A 19,498-nucleotide genomic window follows, 5' to 3' on the forward strand; every position below is an offset into this window, starting at 1 on the left:
GCAGTCAATATCAGCGCCGATGTATTTCATGGATGGGCGGTGCAGGACCTGTTGCCTAAATTGCCCTCACATGCGGTCGTTGTGATGGACAATGCTACCTTCCATAAGAGGCAGGATACGCAAGAGGCCATACAAAACGCTGGGCACACCCTTGAATACTTGCCTGCTTATTCTCCTGATCTTAATCCCATCGAACATAAATGGGCACAGGCCAAAGCACTGCGTAAACAACAAAACCAGACCGTTGAGATGCTTTTCAAATCCTATACATTCTGAATCATTCTTAACTGGTTAGGCTATACTTATCATAATCCTTTGGAACCCGTGGGTTGTTCGCGCTACCCATCGGGTTATTCTCAATTCATTCCTTATTCCTAAGCTTTGAAGGTTTGCGACTGGCAATAATCAAACCAGGAGATTTCTGCATAACTGTGTTTTTAGAGTTTTTCTCTGCAAGGTGCTGTCGGAGGTAGATGAGCAGGTATGACAGTCCTTTGGCCAAAGAAGCGTCGTATTACTAGTCTCGGGTCAGACTCGATAACTTTATCCAAGAGTTCGCGGATTTTCGCGGGGTCGGCATCTTTGCCGCCCTAGTGCAGGCGCAGGTAGTCATCGGTGCGGATAATCTGCTCGAACGCTTAGATCACTTGATCCTTGGTCATCTTCTTCTCATCGAACACCCAGCGGATGTTGTCGGGGTCGAAGAGCGCGGTGTCGCGCAGGAGTTGGTAGCGACGCCGCCGCGTTGTGAGGTACCGCTAGCGGTTTTCATCCGGAGCACAAACGCGGACCACGACTTCACTTCGATCTAGATAGGTTGCCCGGGCTTCACGTTGTTTCCACCTGTCACTACGATGTCAACATAGCGTGCGAACACTTCCTCGTCCCAGCGCGTGGCATTGATGCTGACCGGCCACTCGAAGCGCATGAAGTTCGGGTCGAGGCGGCCGGTCGCGAACTTCATAACATAGGAGGTGCCGGTGTAGAACGACTGCGTCCGAGCCCAGGCAGAGGTTTTCAGCCGCATGTTCCAGTAGTGGCGCTTCGCCGAGATGGTCAAGAATTTGGGTAATAGCGCTGAAATCCAGTATGGCGTTGATGAGCTTTTTCAGGGATTCGCCGCACTGCCAGCAGTATTCAACTGCTCAATATCGAGCATCCCATTTACTGATCATTTATTCAAGATATTTTTCTAGTTCATTTAGATAACACTTTCTTGATACGCTCCCGCTGCTCCTCCCACAACACCGGCGGATCAACCACAGACCGAACAGTGTGATGTGGTTCAGTAGGACATCATCCAAAATGGCTGCCACAATATCCGGCGCAAGCATGGTCAAATGGGTCATGCACAGAGTGCGACTGTGCACACACGTCACGACCATCCGCTATGCTTACGCAAAAAATGCCCGTTGCTAATACGCCGGCAACAGGCATGGTCTGAAGCAAAGCTGTTTTAACTCACGCTCAAGTCTTGCTTTGCCGGGCTGTGATCGTGTATTTGAAGGTGTCGGGGTTTAGCTGATCCAGCGCTTTCCCGCCGGTCTCCCCATTCGGATACATGAGGTACGCGATCTTGGTTCGGGAATTCGGCAGGACAACGTCATGGGCAGTGTTGTAGGCGAGCCAATTCATTTCCCAAGCACCGAACAGCTTCCTGCGCGTCTCCACAACCTTTGGATCGTTGATCTGCAGGTTGCCGGGCGGCTCTTCCAGTACCACTTTACGCACGTCCGCGGGATCGACCGGTACCCAGCCTATGCCCTGAGCGAAGAATTCCGCGCGGCAGTGCTGTCCCTTGCTCGCGTTGGTGCTGCCGAGCCCGAGGCTCTTGTAACCCCATTGCGAAGGCGCAACGCGCACCCCATAGATATCACGCGCCGCGACGCCGACCGACCGTGCCAGGCCGACGAATAGTGCGTTGAGATCGCCGCATTTGCCGCCGAAATAGCGTGTTTCCAGCATCGTGCTGATGTCACCCCAGCCGCAACCCTTGACCTTGGGATCGCGAAAAGTGTTGTCCACGACCCACTCGTAGATCGCATGCGCCTTTTCGATATCAGTCCTGGCATGCCGGGTGATGTCTTGCGCAGGGGGTATGTTAACTTCTCCAAAAATACCGTACACTTTTGACTCAAACCCATTACTTAGGGGGCAAAAACTTTCCCTATCGTCGCCAAGTTACCGCTGCTTTCTATAATCTGCATGATTAGTGGCCAGCTTGCTTCTCACACAACAATTAATTGCTGATAGCTAGCTTCAATGAAAAATGTGAGACATAATCACTCCTTATGCCCGACCCGCCTTCGGAACTTGTGGATTTGAACATTACACGTCGCTTATACACATACATGCCTGTCCCATGATAGTTAACCCTTCTCGTCCAGATACCCGTGTAATAGCCGATGGTACAGAGTGGGTTCCTACGTCATTTGAAGGGTTCTTGCACGAGTTACACCACGTTACCAATACATGCCAAGAACAAGATTCCCTCGTATTATTTCGAGGTCATCGAGAGAGAAAATGGTTACTCGAATCTACATTTGCCCGTTCATTTAAGTCTATTCTGTTACAGAACTCGCCTGAGCAAAAGTCGCTCAAACAAATGGTTCGATTTCATGGGCTTCATTGGGTGGCTCATGACTTGCTTCTTAAAAAGTATGAAAAATTAGTGCAACCATCAACCGGACTTATAGCTGCTGAAAATGAACACGGAATTGATGCTTATTTTGAGCTTATGAAGAGAATACAACAGTACCCAGATGAACCAGATCATCCTCATTTCTTGAAAGGTACGAATTTTCTTGACTGGACGCTATCACTAGATGTGGCGCTGTACTTTGCTAATGAAGAAAAAAATGGGGACGGGGCAATCTTCATTTGCGATGCGACTGCGGCCGGGCCGACATTACAAAAACTTCCTCTCTTGGAAGTTCTCAAAAAGATGAGGGAGCAGCTAGACGCTGGCCAATCACGAGGTGGGCCATTGTTGTTCAACCCACCAAAACAGATTCTTAATCACCGAGCTAAGAACCAACAGGCAGTTTATTTCGCTCAGATGAATTTACTTTTCGACTTGAACTATATCTGGAAAATTCGTGAAAATGATCAACCTGGAAATAAAATTTGTATTAAGTTAGTTTTACCTGCTGGAAGCGAAGCTAAAGCAAGTAAATACTTAGAAGAAAAAGGGGTTAATCATGACTATATTTACCCAGACAAGAAAGCCAATTAACCTTGAGCACACTGAGAAGTAGATTGTCCCTTGCTAATCCGTAGCATGACTACTTCCAGTATCCATCTCAAATGACAACTGTTCTCTATATGGCTGATTTAAATGATCTATCCACCAATCGTTTAAGTAACCCAACATACACATTAATTTCTTCCCGGGCAACTGCTTCTGGCAGCATAGCTTTTGCCACAACTGACCGACCCAACTGCGCATGCACTCTTATCACCCCCTGCCGAGCAACCACGAAATCAGTTCTTCCATATATATATTCATAATTATGTTATGGCTTATTTCTCACTATAAGAATCTAGTGTAGACTTCGTCTGCCCTTTTCCATCCAATTAATTTCCTTCGTGTTAACACGATCGGACTGAATTAAAGGTAACCCAAGGCTATTATCGCTGGAGTTTAATAAGTTTCTGCTATTAGCGAGCGAGGTAAAGTGAAATAGTGGAGAAGGGCATATATATTTTCAGCATGGCTATTCATAAAAATATTTTTTCTAAAATTTCCACTCTTGATGAGTTAGCATATAAATTAGCTGGTATTCCTTATAATTTATTAGCAAAACTCATATATCCAACACCTAGATATAAGTGCTTTGATCTTATAAAAAAATCTGGTGGTGTACGGACAATCAACGCACCCAGAAGAAAAATAAAGAAAATCCAACGAGAAACATTAGAATTAATCAAAGAATATTACCAAAGTGTGAAGAGCCCAGTTCACAGCTTTGTAAAAGATAAGAGTATTGTAACTAATGCTCAGCAACATATTGGAAAATCATTTATTTTTAATATTGATCTAGAAAATTTTTTCACATCTATCCATTTTGGAAGAATTCGAGGAATTTTTTTAAAAAAACCATTTGAATTTTCTTATGATATTTCTACGGTCCTTGCCCACATATGCTCTAAGGATGGAATACTTCCTCAAGGTGCTCCAACATCTCCTATTATCTCGAATCTAATTTGTCGAAGTCTTGATAGCGATTTACAAAAACTAGCCAGAAAATATAGAGCTACTTATACACGTTATTGTGATGACATTACCTTTTCCTTCACTGTAAGACGGATCAGTGATCTTCCTAAGCAAATTGTTGATTTAAGTGTGGCTCCAGCAAATATAGGCACAGAACTTCTAGCAATAATTGATAAACATGAATTGAAAGTCAATTCAAGAAAAGTACGATTAGAAGGCAGATCAAACCGAATGCAAGTAACTGGGTTAACTGTCAATGAACAACCAAATGTTCCCAGAACGTTCGTTCATGAGATAAGGGGGATGCTGCACGCTTGGGAACGTTATGGATTGAAAAAAGCCCAGGATCAATTAAAAACAAAATATTCTCGACAATTAAGAACTACAGAGATTCCTCCTTTCTATAATGTTCTCAGGGGAAAGCTTCTATTTTTAAAAATGGTAATAGGAGAAACATCGCTAGTCTATGCTCGGCTCGCGATGCGATATAACAAGCTCATAGATCGTGATAATTTAAAACAAAATTCCAAACTACCATTATCAAGAGAAATAGCTAACGATATTGATGCAAAGCGGGCCGTACTTGCAATCGAATGCTGTGAAGACATTCCAAGATTAAAAGAATCACCTCTTGTGTCCATGGGTACTGCATTTATTTATCGAAAGAAATATATTATTACTTGCTGGCATGTAATATCCCAGAAAGTAGAATCTTTAGGTGAAGATATTACTTTTCATGAAACATCAATTGAATTATACGATTACAAAAAGAAAAAATTGGAAGTAACCATTTTGGCAGGATGCCCACGTCGCGATGTGGCCATACTAGCTCCAAAATTTGATATTACTGTGTATCCTTATTTTTCACCTGCAACAACTCCGCCACTAAGCGGAGACTCTCTTCAAATGCTAGGATTTCCGAATTATCAAGTGAATAAAAAAATTTCCTATACAAAAACTAAGCTCTTAACTGAAGAATATACAAAGAGTTGCGTGCAATATATAGAGATAAGAGATACCATTAGAAAAGGTAATAGTGGTGGACCGGTTTTTAATAGTAATTGGGAAATTGTAGGAATTGCAGTTGAAGGAGCAACCCAGGCAGATGGTGATAATGGAGTTGTAGTTACCTCGGAAATAGACCGCGTAATCGACTCATCTGAATTCAAATATCAACAAAAAGACAAAAACCACTAGACGTTGTTGATATTTGGTTTCATCTTTTTTGTACAATTATATCGTTCTATATATTCAAGCTTGTTTGGAATCGCTCAATAATCTCTGATGATGACTATATTTCTACAAACTTTAAGTGGCGTGCTGTTAAGCGGTTTTACCATTCATATTGAGCGACGTAGCGTCACGGATTCTACTGTAACGACTTACTAGGAGCACCTTAGCCTATTTGTGGTTATCAAAATTCAGAGCTTTAAATTCCACAATTTTCCAAATTTTTGGCAAAAAAGAATTCTTTTGAACTTTTAATGAGTTCTTTATTGAAATTGGTAACTTCATTATTATTAAAAAGTTCGTTTGGATGATCCATTACAAGATAAGTTTTAGGATCAACTGGAATAAAGTAGTTCATGTGATAACAGTCCGAAACAACAAAATCAAGTTCACTTGATTTTAATATCCCCCATCTAGGATTATTCCTTCGGCTTACTAGTAATGTTAATCTTTGAGCTTGCCCTCTAACAACACGATCAATCTGTTCTGATCCACCCATGTATATCCCATCTGCTTCTAATTTGTTAATACTTGACTCCTCTAAAACTTCATCCTCAATCCCATCTACTTCTAATTTGCTAATACCTCGCTCCTCCAAAATATCGTCCTTGGAAGATACAATAAATGGTGATGGAGATTCAAAAGTGTGAAATTTGGCCTTGCTTCTTTCTGATATAAGAGCATAAAAGTCGTTTATTATTCTATTTTGAGATTCATTCAAAGTATCAATGCCAAATGAATCATCATCTAGCAATTTTTGGAAAGATTCTTCAATTCTACAACTTTCCCTTTCAATACTTTCGTCCCATTTCCGGTTTGCTATAAATTTCTCATTATCCGCATTGATAGGGAATCGTTTGTTATAGGATATTAGGTGTACATGAACAATCTTCTTCATATCATCATAAAAACGCTTTATTGATGCTCGCGGCAAAACATGTTGGTTCTTGGTAATTTAAATGTTCATTTGTGCAGATTCTTTTATGCCAATATAATAAAAAGTTATAAAGTTTCAATATCAACCATACGTAAGATCAAGAAGCAATAAAATCATGGTGTTTATTCGAGTTGCTAATGCCAAATGCATATTATTATAATATAGAAAGATATACTCACTTAAACTTGGGTATCCTAGGCTAAAAAATATAATCAAATTTACTAATTCAACAAAGCATTTAAGATTTTTCTCTTAATTTCTGGACTCGGTTTTGCGCCATTCCGAATATCATAGAGCGTTTGCCTAGGAATTCCCGTCAACCGTAACCACTCTTTCATAGGCCGCTGCTTGAGCAATTCAGCCAACCCCGTACGCCCATATTCTGCCGCATCCTCATAATCGAAAATGCCTTCACTTGCTTCGCTTATATCATCCTTAATGCGATGTGTTTCCTTGCCAATATAAATATGCTCAATAATTCCTAAATGCTGCCTTTCTAGCCGCCCAATACCTTTAGGATTGGCCGCTTTTGCTTCTGGATGAGAAAAGTAATGCAGTACGCATTCAGCCAAAGTCTTGTGTTCAATATTATCTAATTCATTGTTGTCCATACGTCGAATTTGACTACGAACATCCTCAAAATTAGCTGCAAAGGGCGCATAAAATGCTACTCCTTTCAACTCAGATAAATTACCGTTGTGATTAGTTTCAAGTTGCGTCTGCTCGCTAGACGTTTTAAAACTATTCCCAATTCTGCTAAGAAGCTCTACCAAATTCAATGATGGCAGCATTGTCATGAACGAAAACGGGCGAATATCAGCAATGTGTTTGAACCGCTTCAGCAGGTTTGCTGTAGCAATGGTCACGCGGGTAAGCGCTGGAACAGACAGAAACGGCAGATGCGCTAGCGTTACCCGGGTTTTTCCCTGTTCAATCTGCTCGATGGCGCTATACCATAAATCATACATCCAGCGATGGCCGCCAAGCTTGTAAACATTTTCGCAAGGCTCGGGTGTAGTCGATTCATAGGAAGCGGGCTTCATCCAGCCTCCAGTACCGTGCGAAGAAAATTTTCTTATTCGATAGCCTGTCTCCGTACGGTTATATAAGGCATAACGCTTAGCAGAAATCCCAATGCAATATAACGGTTCAGGCTTCCCATTAAAGTAATTGACATCCTCCATCTTCAACAGCTCGGGCTGGTTACGATACGGTGATAGTGGTTTGAAAGAGTCACAAATTTCCTTTAACTTTGCATAAAAGGTCTCCCTGTCCATGCCTTCAGGCCGGGCGAAGGCCATCGAATCAGTATCACATAAGGCATAATCAATCCCACGATTGGTGGCTAATTTTTCAGCCATCGCCAGCAATAGGCGCCCGGCAGCCGGAATCAAAGCACCACATGGCCCCATGAAATAAGGACCGGGTTCTTCCAGCGCTTTCGTTTTCGAATGCTGGCATTGATCGGTATAAACCTTGACTGGAACTGCTCTATCCAGACTATCATCAAGATTGATCTCGACCAACACGCCGTAGCTGGTCGAATTGGCGATGAGTTTAAGTGCTTGTTGCAGGCCATCCAGATAAAGGAATTCATCACTATGCTGCTCCTGGTGTTTCATTTGTCGTTTAATGTCCGCTCGCATCTCGATGACACGAGCAAATAAATCATCTTTCTCCAGATCAATAGTAAAGTGCTTATCACCAAATAAGTTCCATACTTTGGTTTTAATGCGCCCTTGAGGCACGAGCTTAAACGCATCGACGATATGGGGTGTTTTACCTGTCAGCAGTTTTGAAGCCAGTGCATCGGCCAGGCTATACCAGACGGCGGGCCCGGAATCTACATAATTTAATCCAATATTCGTCGCTGCACACTGATCACCATAATTGGTTCGAACCGGCAACAAATCGCCATCCGGTATTACTTTGACAAAAGAGTGCAGGAGTGGCCACGTCTGTTTCTTCAATAACTCATCAAGACTGATGGTAGTTAATAAATGCTGTGCTTCTTCCAGACAAGGCTGTACCTCGATCTTTTGAGCCAGCAACAGTTCTTGAATATTCATTAACGCATTAACGGTGGGATATTCACTGGTAAAATCGGTATAAATGACTTCGGTGGGTTGAAAACGAATGCGAACTTCAGTTCGCCCGCCATAGTAGCTAGTCATGGCCTGTCCAATGGCAGTTCTCGGAAAAGCTGCATGCTGCTTCAAAAAAGGTGGAATACCTAAGTCACTCAAGTAAGCCTTGCCGATAGACGCTTCCGAAAAAATCTGCCAGGGTGCTTTGGTGAGGCCATGCTGCCGATAAACTTCGCGTTCTGCCTGGTATAACGCCCAGGTAGCGGCGACATACTGTGTGGCATAACGTAGATAAGTTTCAGATAGAGGTGCGCCGTGTGCCACGTCACCTTCCTTTTTTTGTACATTTGCCTTAAAACGCTTACCCATACCTGCCAGTGAAGGATCACCTGGGCCGAGCAATGCGCGTCCAAAAGTGGTTGTATCCAGAAATCGGCCGCGATAGCGATTGATCTTTCCGCTAGGCTTGCGTTGCGAGCGAAAGTCAAATAAGGCTTTTTTGTTACCCAGAGATTTTACCCGCACGGGTGGATGGTCGAAGCAGGAGTCATCATGACGGCAATCGCACAGTGTCAGCCAGAAGCCACCGTAGAATTTACTCTTTGCTTCACCCCAGCACGTTGCCAGACGTGACAGATCGAACGGCAGATTATGTCCGATACACAAGGCTTGTTTCTGATAAACCCATGGATAAAAGACTTTGCGAATAAAATCGAATTCGTCGTAGACTTTGAGTTTATGCAAATCAGCATAGCGCTTCATAATGGAAAGCTCGTCTTCACTGATTTCGGCCGGATTATAAAAAATACCCATTTCTTGCTGACGGTCTAAAGCTTCACGAGTCAATGTCCCTTGTCGATAAAGCCAGACACGTTTTTCGGGATCAATACCATAAATGGCATACATACCAAAACGTAAAGCTTGCCGATGATCGGTAGTGGTTTCTGTGTCGAATACCAGGCAGTAACCTTCATAGGGGTGACCGATTGCCATTATGGCCTGGGCTTCTGCTGTCAGTTTTTTAGCTCGATGGTTCTTTTTAGTCTCCGGGCTATCGTCCAATGAGTTACTTTTTGTATCAGTTTTTTCAATAAAACAGCGCAAATATTGTGAAACAGGTTTAGAGCTATTGTAAATATTTGACATGATGAATTTATTCTTTCGGTTTACCGACTGATGGCCTCATCAAATTTATGAACAGCGCCAGGAGAATGACAGGCCATATAATTTTGCTTAAAAAGATCAGTGCTGCTGCGGCTTTGTCAACCACTACCTCTTTCATTTCCTCGCATTGCTCGCTGAGCAGCTCATAAGGCATGGCTGGATCGATGGAAAGCACGGAGTAATCTAATAAACCAAAAAATAAAAAGGCTACGCAGGGCTCGCCCCGCCACAGATCAGGCCATTCATATTGGCGACGAGATAACAGGGCGTGGCAGTTGAGACAGATCGGCACAGTTAAGGCGGCATGCTTTCTGCCTGCAAAATGATGGCGTTCCAACGGCAAATGATTTTTGCGGCAGACCCAGCAAGACCCTTTCCGGTGCTTTTGATCGGCGCAATTGAGGCAAAGGCCTATGGCAGATTTTCTCAATGCTGCCTTGCGATATTCACCGCACTGCTGGCAGCTGGTATAGTCAGCTAGCATGATTGAGTACTCGGAAAGCACGTTGATCGGAAGCAAATGAGCGCTCGTATCCTTCCCGGTCGGAATCACTCATTTGGTCCATAATGGAGACCAGATCATCCACCGATGTCAGCAGACGGTAAGCGTTGCCATGCAGATCGAACACCATTGCATTGGAAAAATCATTAAGGGCTGAGGTCTCTCCCATATAGGCTTTTTGCGTGGCATTCCAATAAAGGCCTACTAAGCTGGCATTCTTACGGTCAAGCGGGATGTCCTTATATAATTTCCCGTCCCAGCTCAGGATCGGAAACCGGGCGCTACTTACTATTTCCCAGTGCCTGCCGTCAGGTGTGCGTTGTAGGACACGCCGCTCAATATCAAGCTTTTTGATAGTGGTAGTGGAAATATGCGTTGCCTTGGCTGCTTGCGCTAAGGATTTGCCTGAGGCAATTGCACTGATTGCTTGATAGAAGCGTTCAAGCGTGCTTGTACGGGTTTTGTCAATCACACCCGAGCGTTTCAGCTCGGAAATTTTGGCTTCACTCTTGCGAGCATGGCCTCGGGCTTGCGCAATTGAAAATCCTCGCTGCTCTGCCAATTGTCTCCGCCGTTGATACTCGGCTTTATAGTTACGTTTCCTAGCGGCCATAGCTTTATGCGTCCTTGGTATCATCGGTCAGTGTTGTCTTGTCATCATTAAATAACGTTTGTTGCAATACCTCACGCACCAAGGCGCTGCGGTTGATGCCGCGTTCACGAGCGAGTTGGGTTAAACGGTCTATCCAGCTAATGGGTAGCACGACCGGCAATGTACTGGAACGTTGGTTTGAAAAAGTCATATTCGACATAAAAATCTCCATCAATAAAAATCTAAATAACTAGTTAATTTGTTAAGATACAAACGTATTCTTTAGTATTTAGAAGTCATGATCAAATGCAGAAATACTTAAATAATGAAAATCTGAGAAATATTTTATGGAAGCACTCCTAACCACATCCGAATTGATCAAGCAAACCGAAAAGCGGCTCAAAGGTATCGGAAGGCCGGGCATGCACCTAAGCTGTAGCAGACTTCTACGCTGGCAGCGAGAGGGTTTGTTACCCGAGCAGCAGGGATGTGGACAGGGTCCAGGGAAGCGTGATGAAAGCCTTTGGGAAAAAAGCTGCGTCGAGCGGTTACAAGTTATTTTTGGATGCATCAAAAAAGAACGGCTCAACTACGAGGCGGCAGAACACGCTTTGATTGCCTCTGGATTGGGGGTCCGGGGAGATGTGTTACGCAAACGTCTACTGCTGCTCGCGAAGCAAATGGCTGCTGACTTAAATAAGCAGGAGAGGGCCAAAGATTGGGAACCGATTGAGCGAGCTGATAAGGTTGAACGCGCTACTAACCAACGGATGTCCACCCATGGCGAACTGGTAAAAGCGATCTTCACCGCGTGTAATTTGGGTTACAGAGGGTTAAATAAAGAAGCGCAACACTTCAAATCCATCGCTGAGCTTGCGAGTTTCTTTCAACCGGATGCATTGCGAAAACTAATCAAAAACGGCCCGCCTGATCAATTGCAACAAATCTATGAAAATCCGATTGTGGTTTTCTTAGCCAATTTAAGTGCGAGTTTCTTTCTGTTAGTGGGTGGAGGCAGTAAAGGGCTTCCTATATTGGGCGTGGCTGACAATGCCCTCATTGCCAGTCTAATCGATACGCTGGCACCCAACCCGTCCGGCAAGCTGCGGCGCAAGAAACCCTATCCTTTTATGGAAGATAAGTTGCGATCCTACACACATCTGCTCATGATTCTTTTTTATCTTGTCTACCTTCAGCACGGGAAAGCGCTTCTGCCACATCTTAAACAAACCATAAGCGATCTTCTGGATTGGCCTGAATTTGCTATTCCGGAAAATTTTAAAAAGATACTGAACAGCGCAACGGAGGAACTGGATGCATTATTTAATATGCCCTCAATGCCACAGTGAATTTACCACTAAAGATAAGCGGGCAAAATATTGCTCCAAGCCTTGCTCCAACAGTGGCAGAACACTTGAAAGAAAACAGGTTGCCCCGCAACTGGACAGTCAAGCTGAGAAAGTGTTATTCATTAGTAAGGTGACTCCGGTTAACCGAGCTTTACAATCTCTTCCAGCATTTAACGATCATCGCCCGGTTGACATTATCCCAACCGATGGCTCTCCCGCTTTTACCCAATTTGCGCTCAATGGTAAGGAATATGCTGAGTCTGGCCAGCGTTGGTCAGATCAAATCAAGGAAAGAGATATTATCACGCTGGCGGGTAATGGGTGTGCTCTCAAAGTAGAGAAAGGGCAATTAGTTCTAAAATCTGGTTATGCCTGTTCTACAGTGCCCAATCGGGAAAGACGCTTATCCCGTGGAGTTCATATCGTTCGGGCGATTATTGTCTTGAATACTACAGGCAGCTTGTCCACGGCTGCCATTCAATGGTGTAGTGATCAGCGTATTGCCCTGTATGTATTGGATCGGGATGCCAATTTGACTGCTTTGACCCATCCTATCATTCCTCATGTCATATCGTTGCGGCGATTGCAATATACGGTGGAGTCACTGGTATTGGCGAAAGCAATTTTGCATCGCAAATTGGAAGCGTGCATTAAAGTCAAACCGGAATTAGCCGTTTCATTTGCCACCTTTGCTGAATTGATCACCCAGGCTGAAACGATAGAAGCGCTGCGTCTATTCGAAGCTCGTGCAGCCTTAGCCTATTGGTCTGCATGGAACGGGCTGCTTAAGTGGAAAGAGAAAGACGTTCACATTGAATGGAAAAGTTTTACCCAGCGGGCATCCAGTATTTCCGGGAAGGGCTATAAAGCTACGCATCCAGTCAATTCAATCTTGAATTATGCTTATGCAATATTGGCTGGGCAAGTGGAACGTGCTTTGCAGATCGCCGGTCTTGACGTGGCTGTGGGTAGTCTTCACACTGAGCAGGATGGACGGGCGTCACTGGTATTTGATTTGATGGAGCCGCTGAGACCGGTCGTAGATCAGGCTATTTTTAGCTGGGTAACTGCACAGCGCTGGCGGCGGGCTGATTTCGTGGTTGATCGGAAAGGGGTGATAAGAGTGCATCCGCAGTTAGGGCGGGCAGTTGTGATGAAAGCCCTGCTGCCGGAAGCGGTCATCCGGGAAGAAATTAATGTTTATGTTGGGTTGCTTAAGCAATTGAATGATAGATCATTGAAGTCTGCTATTTAACGGGGAAAACAGCGAGAAGCGAAACTACCACCAAGCCTAATAATCAAAAAAACTGTGCTCTAGCTGAGCATTTAAAAAAAAATCTTGTTGGAGTTTATTCAATATTTAGTCGTATTGCAGATCGGACTTTTGGTGATACAACCTCAAGGGCTAAATCCAATATTTGTTGAAAGTTGTTTCGACTGTAGTTTGTTCCCATCCACCAACCAGGCACAATTTCGATAGAATGTTCTTCTGCCAAGTCAGGACGGCCAGGTTATAAATCCATTTTTTCTTGGGCAATATATCTACGCTTCTTCCCATGCTTTCTGGCAACAAAACGATCAAGGAAGCCTGTATCAGCATCCGCTAATAACTGGATGATTTTTCCCACCACCTCTCTCGTTGAGTTCGCTTTGTATGTTTTTCCTTCAAATACGAATGAAAAATTATCCACCGTTCTATTTCGTGGAACCTGACGATACTGCTCATGAGCAATAATTTTTGGTTGCTGCGCAGATGGTTGAAAAGCAGGCATGGACGGCACAGCAGCACTATATTTTATGCTGTTCGTTAAAAATCGGCTACACATATCCAAATCAGGTTTATAGCCGCATAGGTCTTCTGTCTTTTCTGCAAGAAGTTCTAACAACAATGAATCTGGTTCTTTAAGCAAGACATCCCAAGCTTTTGGAAGGACAGCTTCAATCTCCCTGATTCTTGCTACATTTTGATAATCTGAGCGTGCTGACTTCAAAGCCTCGCCGGAACAAACTTTATCGTATTGAAGGTATCTTTCAAGCCTGTTTACTGCTTCATCAATATTACGCTCAAGTAGGTCAAGTTTATAAACTCTTCGCTCTTCATATCGACCCTGTTCCCCTGGAAGATAAAAACTCCATTCTTGTCCATCTGTAAGAATGGCCATAGGAACACCCTCATGAAAGGCATATTCGAATAATTGACGATCTGCTCCATCTGATTGCCCAACCTTTTTTACCTCGACAAAAACGGCTGGGCGGGATGCAGGATGACATAGCGCATAATCAACACGACGTCCTCCAATTGAGAACTCAGGGTTAACTATTCTTGTATTAAATACAGGCCAACCTAGCACTTGCAGGGTTGGAAGTAGGATTCCTTGAGAAACAGCAGCCTCAGAAGTGAACTCGCCGCGATGTATACGCTCCCGAACCTCTTCTATGTAATTCGCAATTACCATTGATATTCTTTTTTATTACGCTCATCAGTTGATATATGGTGCAAGCTACATATAACAATTAGTATTTATCGCGGGAATTATGCCTATGTAATGGACTTCTCTGCAAGTATTTTTATTTAAACTCTTTTGTAATAGACAACCAGCCTATGGATTACTTAGCAGGAATACCGAAAGGTTTTTACCCACAATTTTTTTTAACACAACAGGGAAGAGTCGTAATCCCAATTTACTTACCATTTGTTCTAGGCGTCATTCTCTGATATTGCTATTTCAGATTCCGAACAGAATGCATTTACTGATCTACTGCGCAACACTAGTGATTTGATGAATTTGTAGTAGATAAGTAGAAATGTGGAAGAGTATATCCGCCATTGGTGCTGGCAGTTGTGATAAAAGCCATGCTGCCTAAAGCTGTTGTTCGGTAAGAAATTAATATTTATGTTGGGCTGCATAACCGATTGGGGGACAGACCATTGAAGTCAGCAAGTTAACGGGAATAGCACAAGTTTTGGCCAAGCTACGACTTTGAATCGAAAGTGTACGGCGTTTTTGGAGAAGTTAACATACCCCGATGTCTTGCGCAGTCTCACGCACGATGCCGTCGGTAGGAATGAGTTCCGTCGGTTCAGTGTAGAGACTCATTTCGGCTCGCGACAAGCTGGGTGCATTCGAGTTGGGCCTGGAGAAATCCACGGCACGGTCGCGCGTTGCGAAACGACTGATCACCTCGAGCACGGGGACTTTCTCATCCTCCTTCCATTCCACGTAGAGCATCTCCGCGCCGTATTTCGACTCGGTAATGACCTTCATCTGCCCGTTGCCAGCCCATGTGTTGCCGAGCGATGTGTGCCAGTTAGTCTTCGCTGTATACGGCAGCGGAACCCAGGCACGTGAAATACCAAAAGGGTTAGCAATTTCCAACTTTGTAACCAGCTCGTAAGTGCGCCAACTATCACCCTGTGCGGCGGCGGTTGTGTCGCGTACGGTTGGCAGTCCGGCAATAAATGGGGTGACGAGCGCAGCCTGCAAGAAAGTGCGTCGTTTCATATAATTTCTCTTAGTTCAATGAATTCCACTCGCGAAGAGCCAGTGCTCAAGGCCGCGTTGATGCCGGTCAACTTCGAACAGGTCGTGCAACTACGTGACAAGCTGCTGGATATTGGGTCTATATTAAAGGTAAATATTGTAATCATTTATTGAACTCCCCCATAACACAAGGAGAAAAACATGTGATAAACATTAAATGATAGGAAAAGCGAATCTGATCAAATAATAATGTTTAGCAGGTCAATAAGAGCAAACTCTTAGAGCGAAGCAGATAAGTTTCACCATCCTATCAAAATTTAACACGCCTGTTTTTGATTTTGAAGATAGCCAATGACATCCATCTTTGAACCTTTAAAGCAGGGAATCACTTGGCGGCGATCAAGAGAACTTAAATAGAGCGGATCATAATAATATTTTACAAGTTTTTTGATCCATACTATGTTCGATTGAATCTCGTTCATGTTCAAAAAATCCAACCGTGCATTTTCCAAATCTCCCAATATCTCCTGAAACCTCTTCCCTCCTAATTTTTTGCTAATTATCTGCAATGAATTTTTATATTTCTCAAAGGTTTGAATAGCTTGATTATATAAAACTTCCTGTACTCCCTCATTCTCAACAAACTTTTGTTGAGCTATGTGCCTTTGAGACTTTATTGTCCTTAAGTGTTGCGGCTGCCATTTTTGGTCTTGTCGTCTTTGTTGCGCATGACCGATCGCGGTGTTGAGGACGTAATCCTCAAAAATATTTTTCACTCTCGCTTCAATAGGTTCATCAAGCCAGATGACTTCTGAAGACCTCATGTGTGCAAAGAATTTTGTTGGCAAGCAAACCTTTCCTATATGTTGACTTTCATCCTCAACCACTAACGGTCCATTAGATTGAATACGGTTTTCTAATTTAAGCAAACTCACTGCCAACCGATTTTCAAAATCAATTTGTCTCGGCTGAGAGATAGGAAGCCCTCCAAAAGCAGACCCACGATGCCGGGCGATGGCTTCTAAATCAAGAGCAGGATAGATATTCCTCATTTCATGAATCAACTTGGTTTTTCCGCTTCCCGTAGGTCCTGTAATAACCAATAATTTTTTGTCTTCACTAAATTGATCAATAACATCCATTAAAAATTGACGCGCCATTTTATAGCCGCCAACAATCAGAGGTCTTTCAACACCTGCCTCTTTTACCCATTGCTGTGTAATCTGCGACCTTTTACCTCCTCGAAAACAATAAAGCACGGTCCGGGGATTCGCTCGTACAAAGCTCAGCCACTGATCCAGACGGTTTTGCTTTACAGGGCCTGAAATCATCTGATAGCCCAGACGGACTGCAGCCTCCTGACCTTGATTCTTGTAAGTAGTCCCAACAAGCGCACGCTCTTCATTATTCAGTATGGGAATATTGGCGGATCCAGGAAGAGAACCTTGTATAAACTCTACCGGTGCGCGCACATCGATCAACGGCGTTTCTGTTACGAATAATTCTTTTAATTGATCAATACTGATATTTTGATTACTCAAAGACCACCGCTTTATCTTGACGAGACAAAACCTCTCCAACAATCTCAGCAGATTTAAATTTGGCGCGCAAGGCCATAACCATGGCATGACTTACTGCAGAGGAAACGCTCAATAATAAGCCTCCGCTTGTCTGCGGATCATGAATTAAAAGTCTGTGCAGATTATCTAGATTTGAAACATCGATGAGAGGTGTAGTGTATTCCGCATTTGTCCTGTGGGCTTTCGTTAAAAAAGAGTTTTCCAAACAGAAAAAAGTTTTAGTAAACCGTGGGAGCTTTTCTGTTTGAATTCTTAAAGTCACCTGACTAGCGTTAGCAAGTTGCATAGAATGACCAGAAAGGCCAAAACCTGTGATATCCGTTGCAGCGTGAACGGTTACTTGCAAATCCGGAGTCATGTAGTCAATGACGTTGTTAACGGTTGCCATACTGTGCAAGGCCTCCATAATATCCTCTTCTTGAGACTGTTGTCTTTTTAAAGAAGCTGTCATGGTCCCTACCCCCAGAGCTTTTGTGAGAATCAAATGGTCTCCTATTTTAGCTCCCGCATTGGCCCACACTCGATTTGGATTCACGAATCCAGTGACCGACAGGCCAAATTTCAAAGTATCATCATCAATAGAATGGCCACCTACGAAGTTAGCTCCGGCCTCTGCGATCTTATCACTGGCTCCTTGCAAAACATCAACAATGATGTTTTCAGCCATGGTTGCCAAAGGGAATGCCAAAATTCCCATGGCTGTTGCTGGTTTACCTCCCATTGCATAAACATCGCTGAGGGCATTGGCCGCGGCAATTTCACCAAAAAGCTTTGGCGTGTCTACTATGGGAGTAAAAAAATCCAAAGTTTGAACCAAGGCAATTTCTTCATTGATTTTATAAATCGCCGCATCATCAAAAAGACCTCCATCCACCAACAAGGCGGAATGCGCTACCGGAAATCTTACTTGTTGCAAAATTCGACGAAGCTCCGAAGCGGCAACCTTAGCGGCACACCCCCCTTTTTGCACGGTCTGTGTAAGTGCGATTTTCTCTGAACTCATGTATGCTTAGGGATGTAGAAAAAAATAAATGATCTTTTTCTTAAAAAAGTACAGGAATAGAGATGGAGTGTCAAACACTCTGACAAGCGATCAAAATTTAAAAATTAAAATTGCCTTAATCATCTTGAAAAAATATCGAGAATTTATGTAAATAAAGTAGTCTTCATTCGCTCTCTCTGTTTTTCTTACAATATTGGCAGATTCACTGCTAGATCGAATAACGTAATGTTATTTGGCAAAGTATCATTCAAAATGGAAGCGATGATGTCAGGCGCAAGCATGGTGCCTGACGTAACTGCTATCGATCTCTTCGCAGGCAGCGTATGATTTGAAATCTTGCACTACTTCTCATTCCCGCAGTAGTTCGTACTGCCCAGAATGCATTGATATAGGATAATTTGATGCGGATTTCCGCCCCACCACTAATTCCATTTCTAAATCAAAACTGATTTTGTCGGCTTCACCTTGCCGTATTATTTATACTGTCTGCGGCTCGCCTTCGCGTCATTTTTGATTTGGAAATGGAATAACACCAAAAACCAATCCTTCATTCATCCGGTTGTTTTTTCGCTTACCCTCGCATGTTTGCTAGGTTTCATGCGGATTCTTGCGGACTTCGAGGTCTCAAGAAACCGCATAAATTCGCTCATTTTTTCTCCGGCTTCGCCGTCAATGAATTGTTGAAGCTTGCAAGTGTCTTAAATATGAGATATACAGACCAATAATTTACACGCGTACTAATCAAATAGTTTTTTATAAGTTTTGGGTAGGCAGAGGAAAAAAACTTCCATTCTGTAAGTAGAGAATGCTTGAAATCGCCAAACTCGCTTCTATCTATTTAAGGTGTAGTTTAAAATTTTTACAATAGAGAGGCCGCTGAGTTATAGCGGCTAAGCGCAACTGAGGTTACATTCACAAGATGAACTATAAGTAAAGCATCTGAGTCAATATTGCCTGCTAAAAATAAAACAGTAGTACTTAATATTTATGATTGGAGATCATTAAAATGAATCGAAACTATTCAACAATTGCCCAAAGATCGTCATCTGTTTTGGCAACTAATAACGTATTGCGTAACACTTACATGTTGTTATCGTTGACGTTGTTGTTCAGCGGGCTAACAGCTGGACTTTCAATGTTCTTAAATATGCCACCGATGACCTATTTGATTTCTGTCATTAGTGGGATGGTAATTGCCATGTTTGTATTACCGCGTTTTGCCCACTCTACAGCAGGAATCGGAATTGTTTTTCTGATTACCGGTTTGTTGGGATTTGGACTGGGACCCATGTTAACCATGTACGCTTCACTGCCTAATGGTGGAAATATCATTACATTGTCACTAGGGGGTACAGG

General features: G+C 43.3%; 18 protein-coding genes. 7 read left to right on the forward strand and 11 right to left on the reverse strand.

Annotation, left to right across the window (positions count from 1 at the left end):
• The coding region (locus BM122_RS16590; protein ID WP_177198184.1) for a transposase at positions 1–276 on the forward strand (276 nt) is incomplete at its 5' end.
• A gap of 541 nt (positions 277–817) precedes the next feature.
• On the forward strand, positions 818–1,072 hold the full coding sequence (locus BM122_RS22640) for a hypothetical protein (RefSeq protein ID WP_143083495.1): 255 nt from the start codon (positions 818–820) through the stop codon (positions 1,070–1,072).
• A 395-nt stretch (positions 1,073–1,467) separates the two neighbouring features.
• Here BM122_RS22640 and BM122_RS16610 read toward each other — a convergent pair whose 3' ends face one another.
• Entirely contained in the window at positions 1,468–2,127 is a 660-nt protein-coding gene (locus BM122_RS16610) for a transglutaminase-like domain-containing protein (protein ID WP_074906712.1), read from the reverse strand.
• Positions 2,128–2,362: 235 nt separating this feature from the next.
• Here BM122_RS16610 and BM122_RS16615 point away from each other — a divergent pair, with 235 nt between their 5' ends.
• Complete coding sequence (locus BM122_RS16615; RefSeq protein WP_074906713.1) at positions 2,363–3,235, forward strand: FRG domain-containing protein; 873 nt, start codon at positions 2,363–2,365, stop codon at positions 3,233–3,235.
• Positions 3,236–3,320: 85 nt separating this feature from the next.
• Here the strand turns inward: BM122_RS16615 and BM122_RS23515 are convergent, their stop codons facing one another.
• Positions 3,321–3,479, reverse strand: a complete 159-nt coding sequence (locus tag BM122_RS23515) for a hypothetical protein (protein ID WP_177198185.1) — start codon at positions 3,477–3,479, stop codon at positions 3,321–3,323.
• A gap of 233 nt (positions 3,480–3,712) precedes the next feature.
• Here BM122_RS23515 and BM122_RS16620 point away from each other — a divergent pair, with 233 nt between their 5' ends.
• Positions 3,713–5,413 (forward strand): trypsin-like peptidase domain-containing protein, encoded by a 1,701-nt coding sequence (locus tag BM122_RS16620; RefSeq protein WP_074906714.1) that lies wholly within the window; start codon positions 3,713–3,715, stop codon positions 5,411–5,413.
• Positions 5,414–5,645: 232 nt separating this feature from the next.
• On the opposite strand, the gene BM122_RS16625 is transcribed toward BM122_RS16620, so the two are convergent.
• From BM122_RS16625 to BM122_RS16645, 5 genes are all read right to left on the reverse strand, one after another.
• Positions 5,646–6,344 (reverse strand): hypothetical protein, encoded by a 699-nt coding sequence (locus tag BM122_RS16625; RefSeq protein WP_074906715.1) that lies wholly within the window; start codon positions 6,342–6,344, stop codon positions 5,646–5,648.
• A 260-nt stretch (positions 6,345–6,604) separates the two neighbouring features.
• The gene (locus tag BM122_RS16630; RefSeq protein ID WP_074906716.1) at positions 6,605–9,616 is read right to left on the reverse strand and encodes a DNA polymerase domain-containing protein; all 3,012 of its coding nucleotides are present in this window, start codon (positions 9,614–9,616) and stop codon (positions 6,605–6,607) included.
• Between the two features lie 7 nt (positions 9,617–9,623).
• Complete coding sequence (locus BM122_RS16635) at positions 9,624–10,118, reverse strand: hypothetical protein (RefSeq protein WP_074906717.1); 495 nt, start codon at positions 10,116–10,118, stop codon at positions 9,624–9,626.
• Positions 10,108–10,749: a hypothetical protein gene (locus tag BM122_RS16640; protein WP_074906718.1), complete on the reverse strand. Its 642-nt coding sequence runs from the start codon at positions 10,747–10,749 to the stop codon at positions 10,108–10,110. Before BM122_RS16640 ends, BM122_RS16635 begins: the two co-directional genes overlap by 11 nt.
• Before the next feature lie 4 nt (positions 10,750–10,753).
• Positions 10,754–10,948 (reverse strand): ribbon-helix-helix protein, CopG family, encoded by a 195-nt coding sequence (locus BM122_RS16645; RefSeq protein WP_074906719.1) that lies wholly within the window; start codon positions 10,946–10,948, stop codon positions 10,754–10,756.
• Positions 10,949–11,075: 127 nt separating this feature from the next.
• On the opposite strand from BM122_RS16645, the gene BM122_RS16650 reads away from it, so the two are divergent.
• Together BM122_RS16650 and cas1 are read left to right on the forward strand one after the other, a co-directional pair.
• On the forward strand, positions 11,076–12,077 hold the full coding sequence (locus tag BM122_RS16650) for a hypothetical protein (protein ID WP_074906720.1): 1,002 nt from the start codon (positions 11,076–11,078) through the stop codon (positions 12,075–12,077).
• Complete coding sequence (gene cas1, locus BM122_RS16655) at positions 12,043–13,332, forward strand: CRISPR-associated endonuclease Cas1 (protein WP_074906721.1); 1,290 nt, start codon at positions 12,043–12,045, stop codon at positions 13,330–13,332. Before BM122_RS16650 ends, cas1 begins: the two co-directional genes overlap by 35 nt.
• 256 nt (positions 13,333–13,588) lie before the next feature.
• Here cas1 and BM122_RS16660 read toward each other — a convergent pair whose 3' ends face one another.
• The 4 genes from BM122_RS16660 to selD form a co-directional block, all read right to left on the reverse strand.
• Complete coding sequence (locus BM122_RS16660; RefSeq protein ID WP_218152131.1) at positions 13,589–14,533, reverse strand: hypothetical protein; 945 nt, start codon at positions 14,531–14,533, stop codon at positions 13,589–13,591.
• Positions 14,534–15,091: 558 nt separating this feature from the next.
• Complete coding sequence (locus tag BM122_RS16665) at positions 15,092–15,580, reverse strand: hypothetical protein (RefSeq protein WP_074906722.1); 489 nt, start codon at positions 15,578–15,580, stop codon at positions 15,092–15,094.
• 296 nt (positions 15,581–15,876) lie between these two features.
• Positions 15,877–17,100 (reverse strand): tRNA 2-selenouridine(34) synthase MnmH, encoded by a 1,224-nt coding sequence (mnmH, locus tag BM122_RS16670; protein WP_074906723.1) that lies wholly within the window; start codon positions 17,098–17,100, stop codon positions 15,877–15,879.
• A complete protein-coding gene (gene selD, locus BM122_RS16675; RefSeq protein ID WP_074906724.1) occupies positions 17,093–18,142 on the reverse strand; it encodes a selenide, water dikinase SelD in 1,050 nt (349 codons plus the stop codon). Before selD ends, mnmH begins: the two co-directional genes overlap by 8 nt.
• Before the next feature lie 1,006 nt (positions 18,143–19,148).
• On the opposite strand from selD, the gene BM122_RS16680 reads away from it, so the two are divergent.
• Positions 19,149–19,498: Bax inhibitor-1 family protein (locus BM122_RS16680; protein WP_177198186.1), on the forward strand; the 350-nt coding region annotated here is incomplete at its 3' end.

The organism is Nitrosomonas communis, from assembly GCF_900114745.1.
GTDB classification, from domain to species: Bacteria; Pseudomonadota; Gammaproteobacteria; order Burkholderiales; family Nitrosomonadaceae; genus Nitrosomonas; species Nitrosomonas communis_A.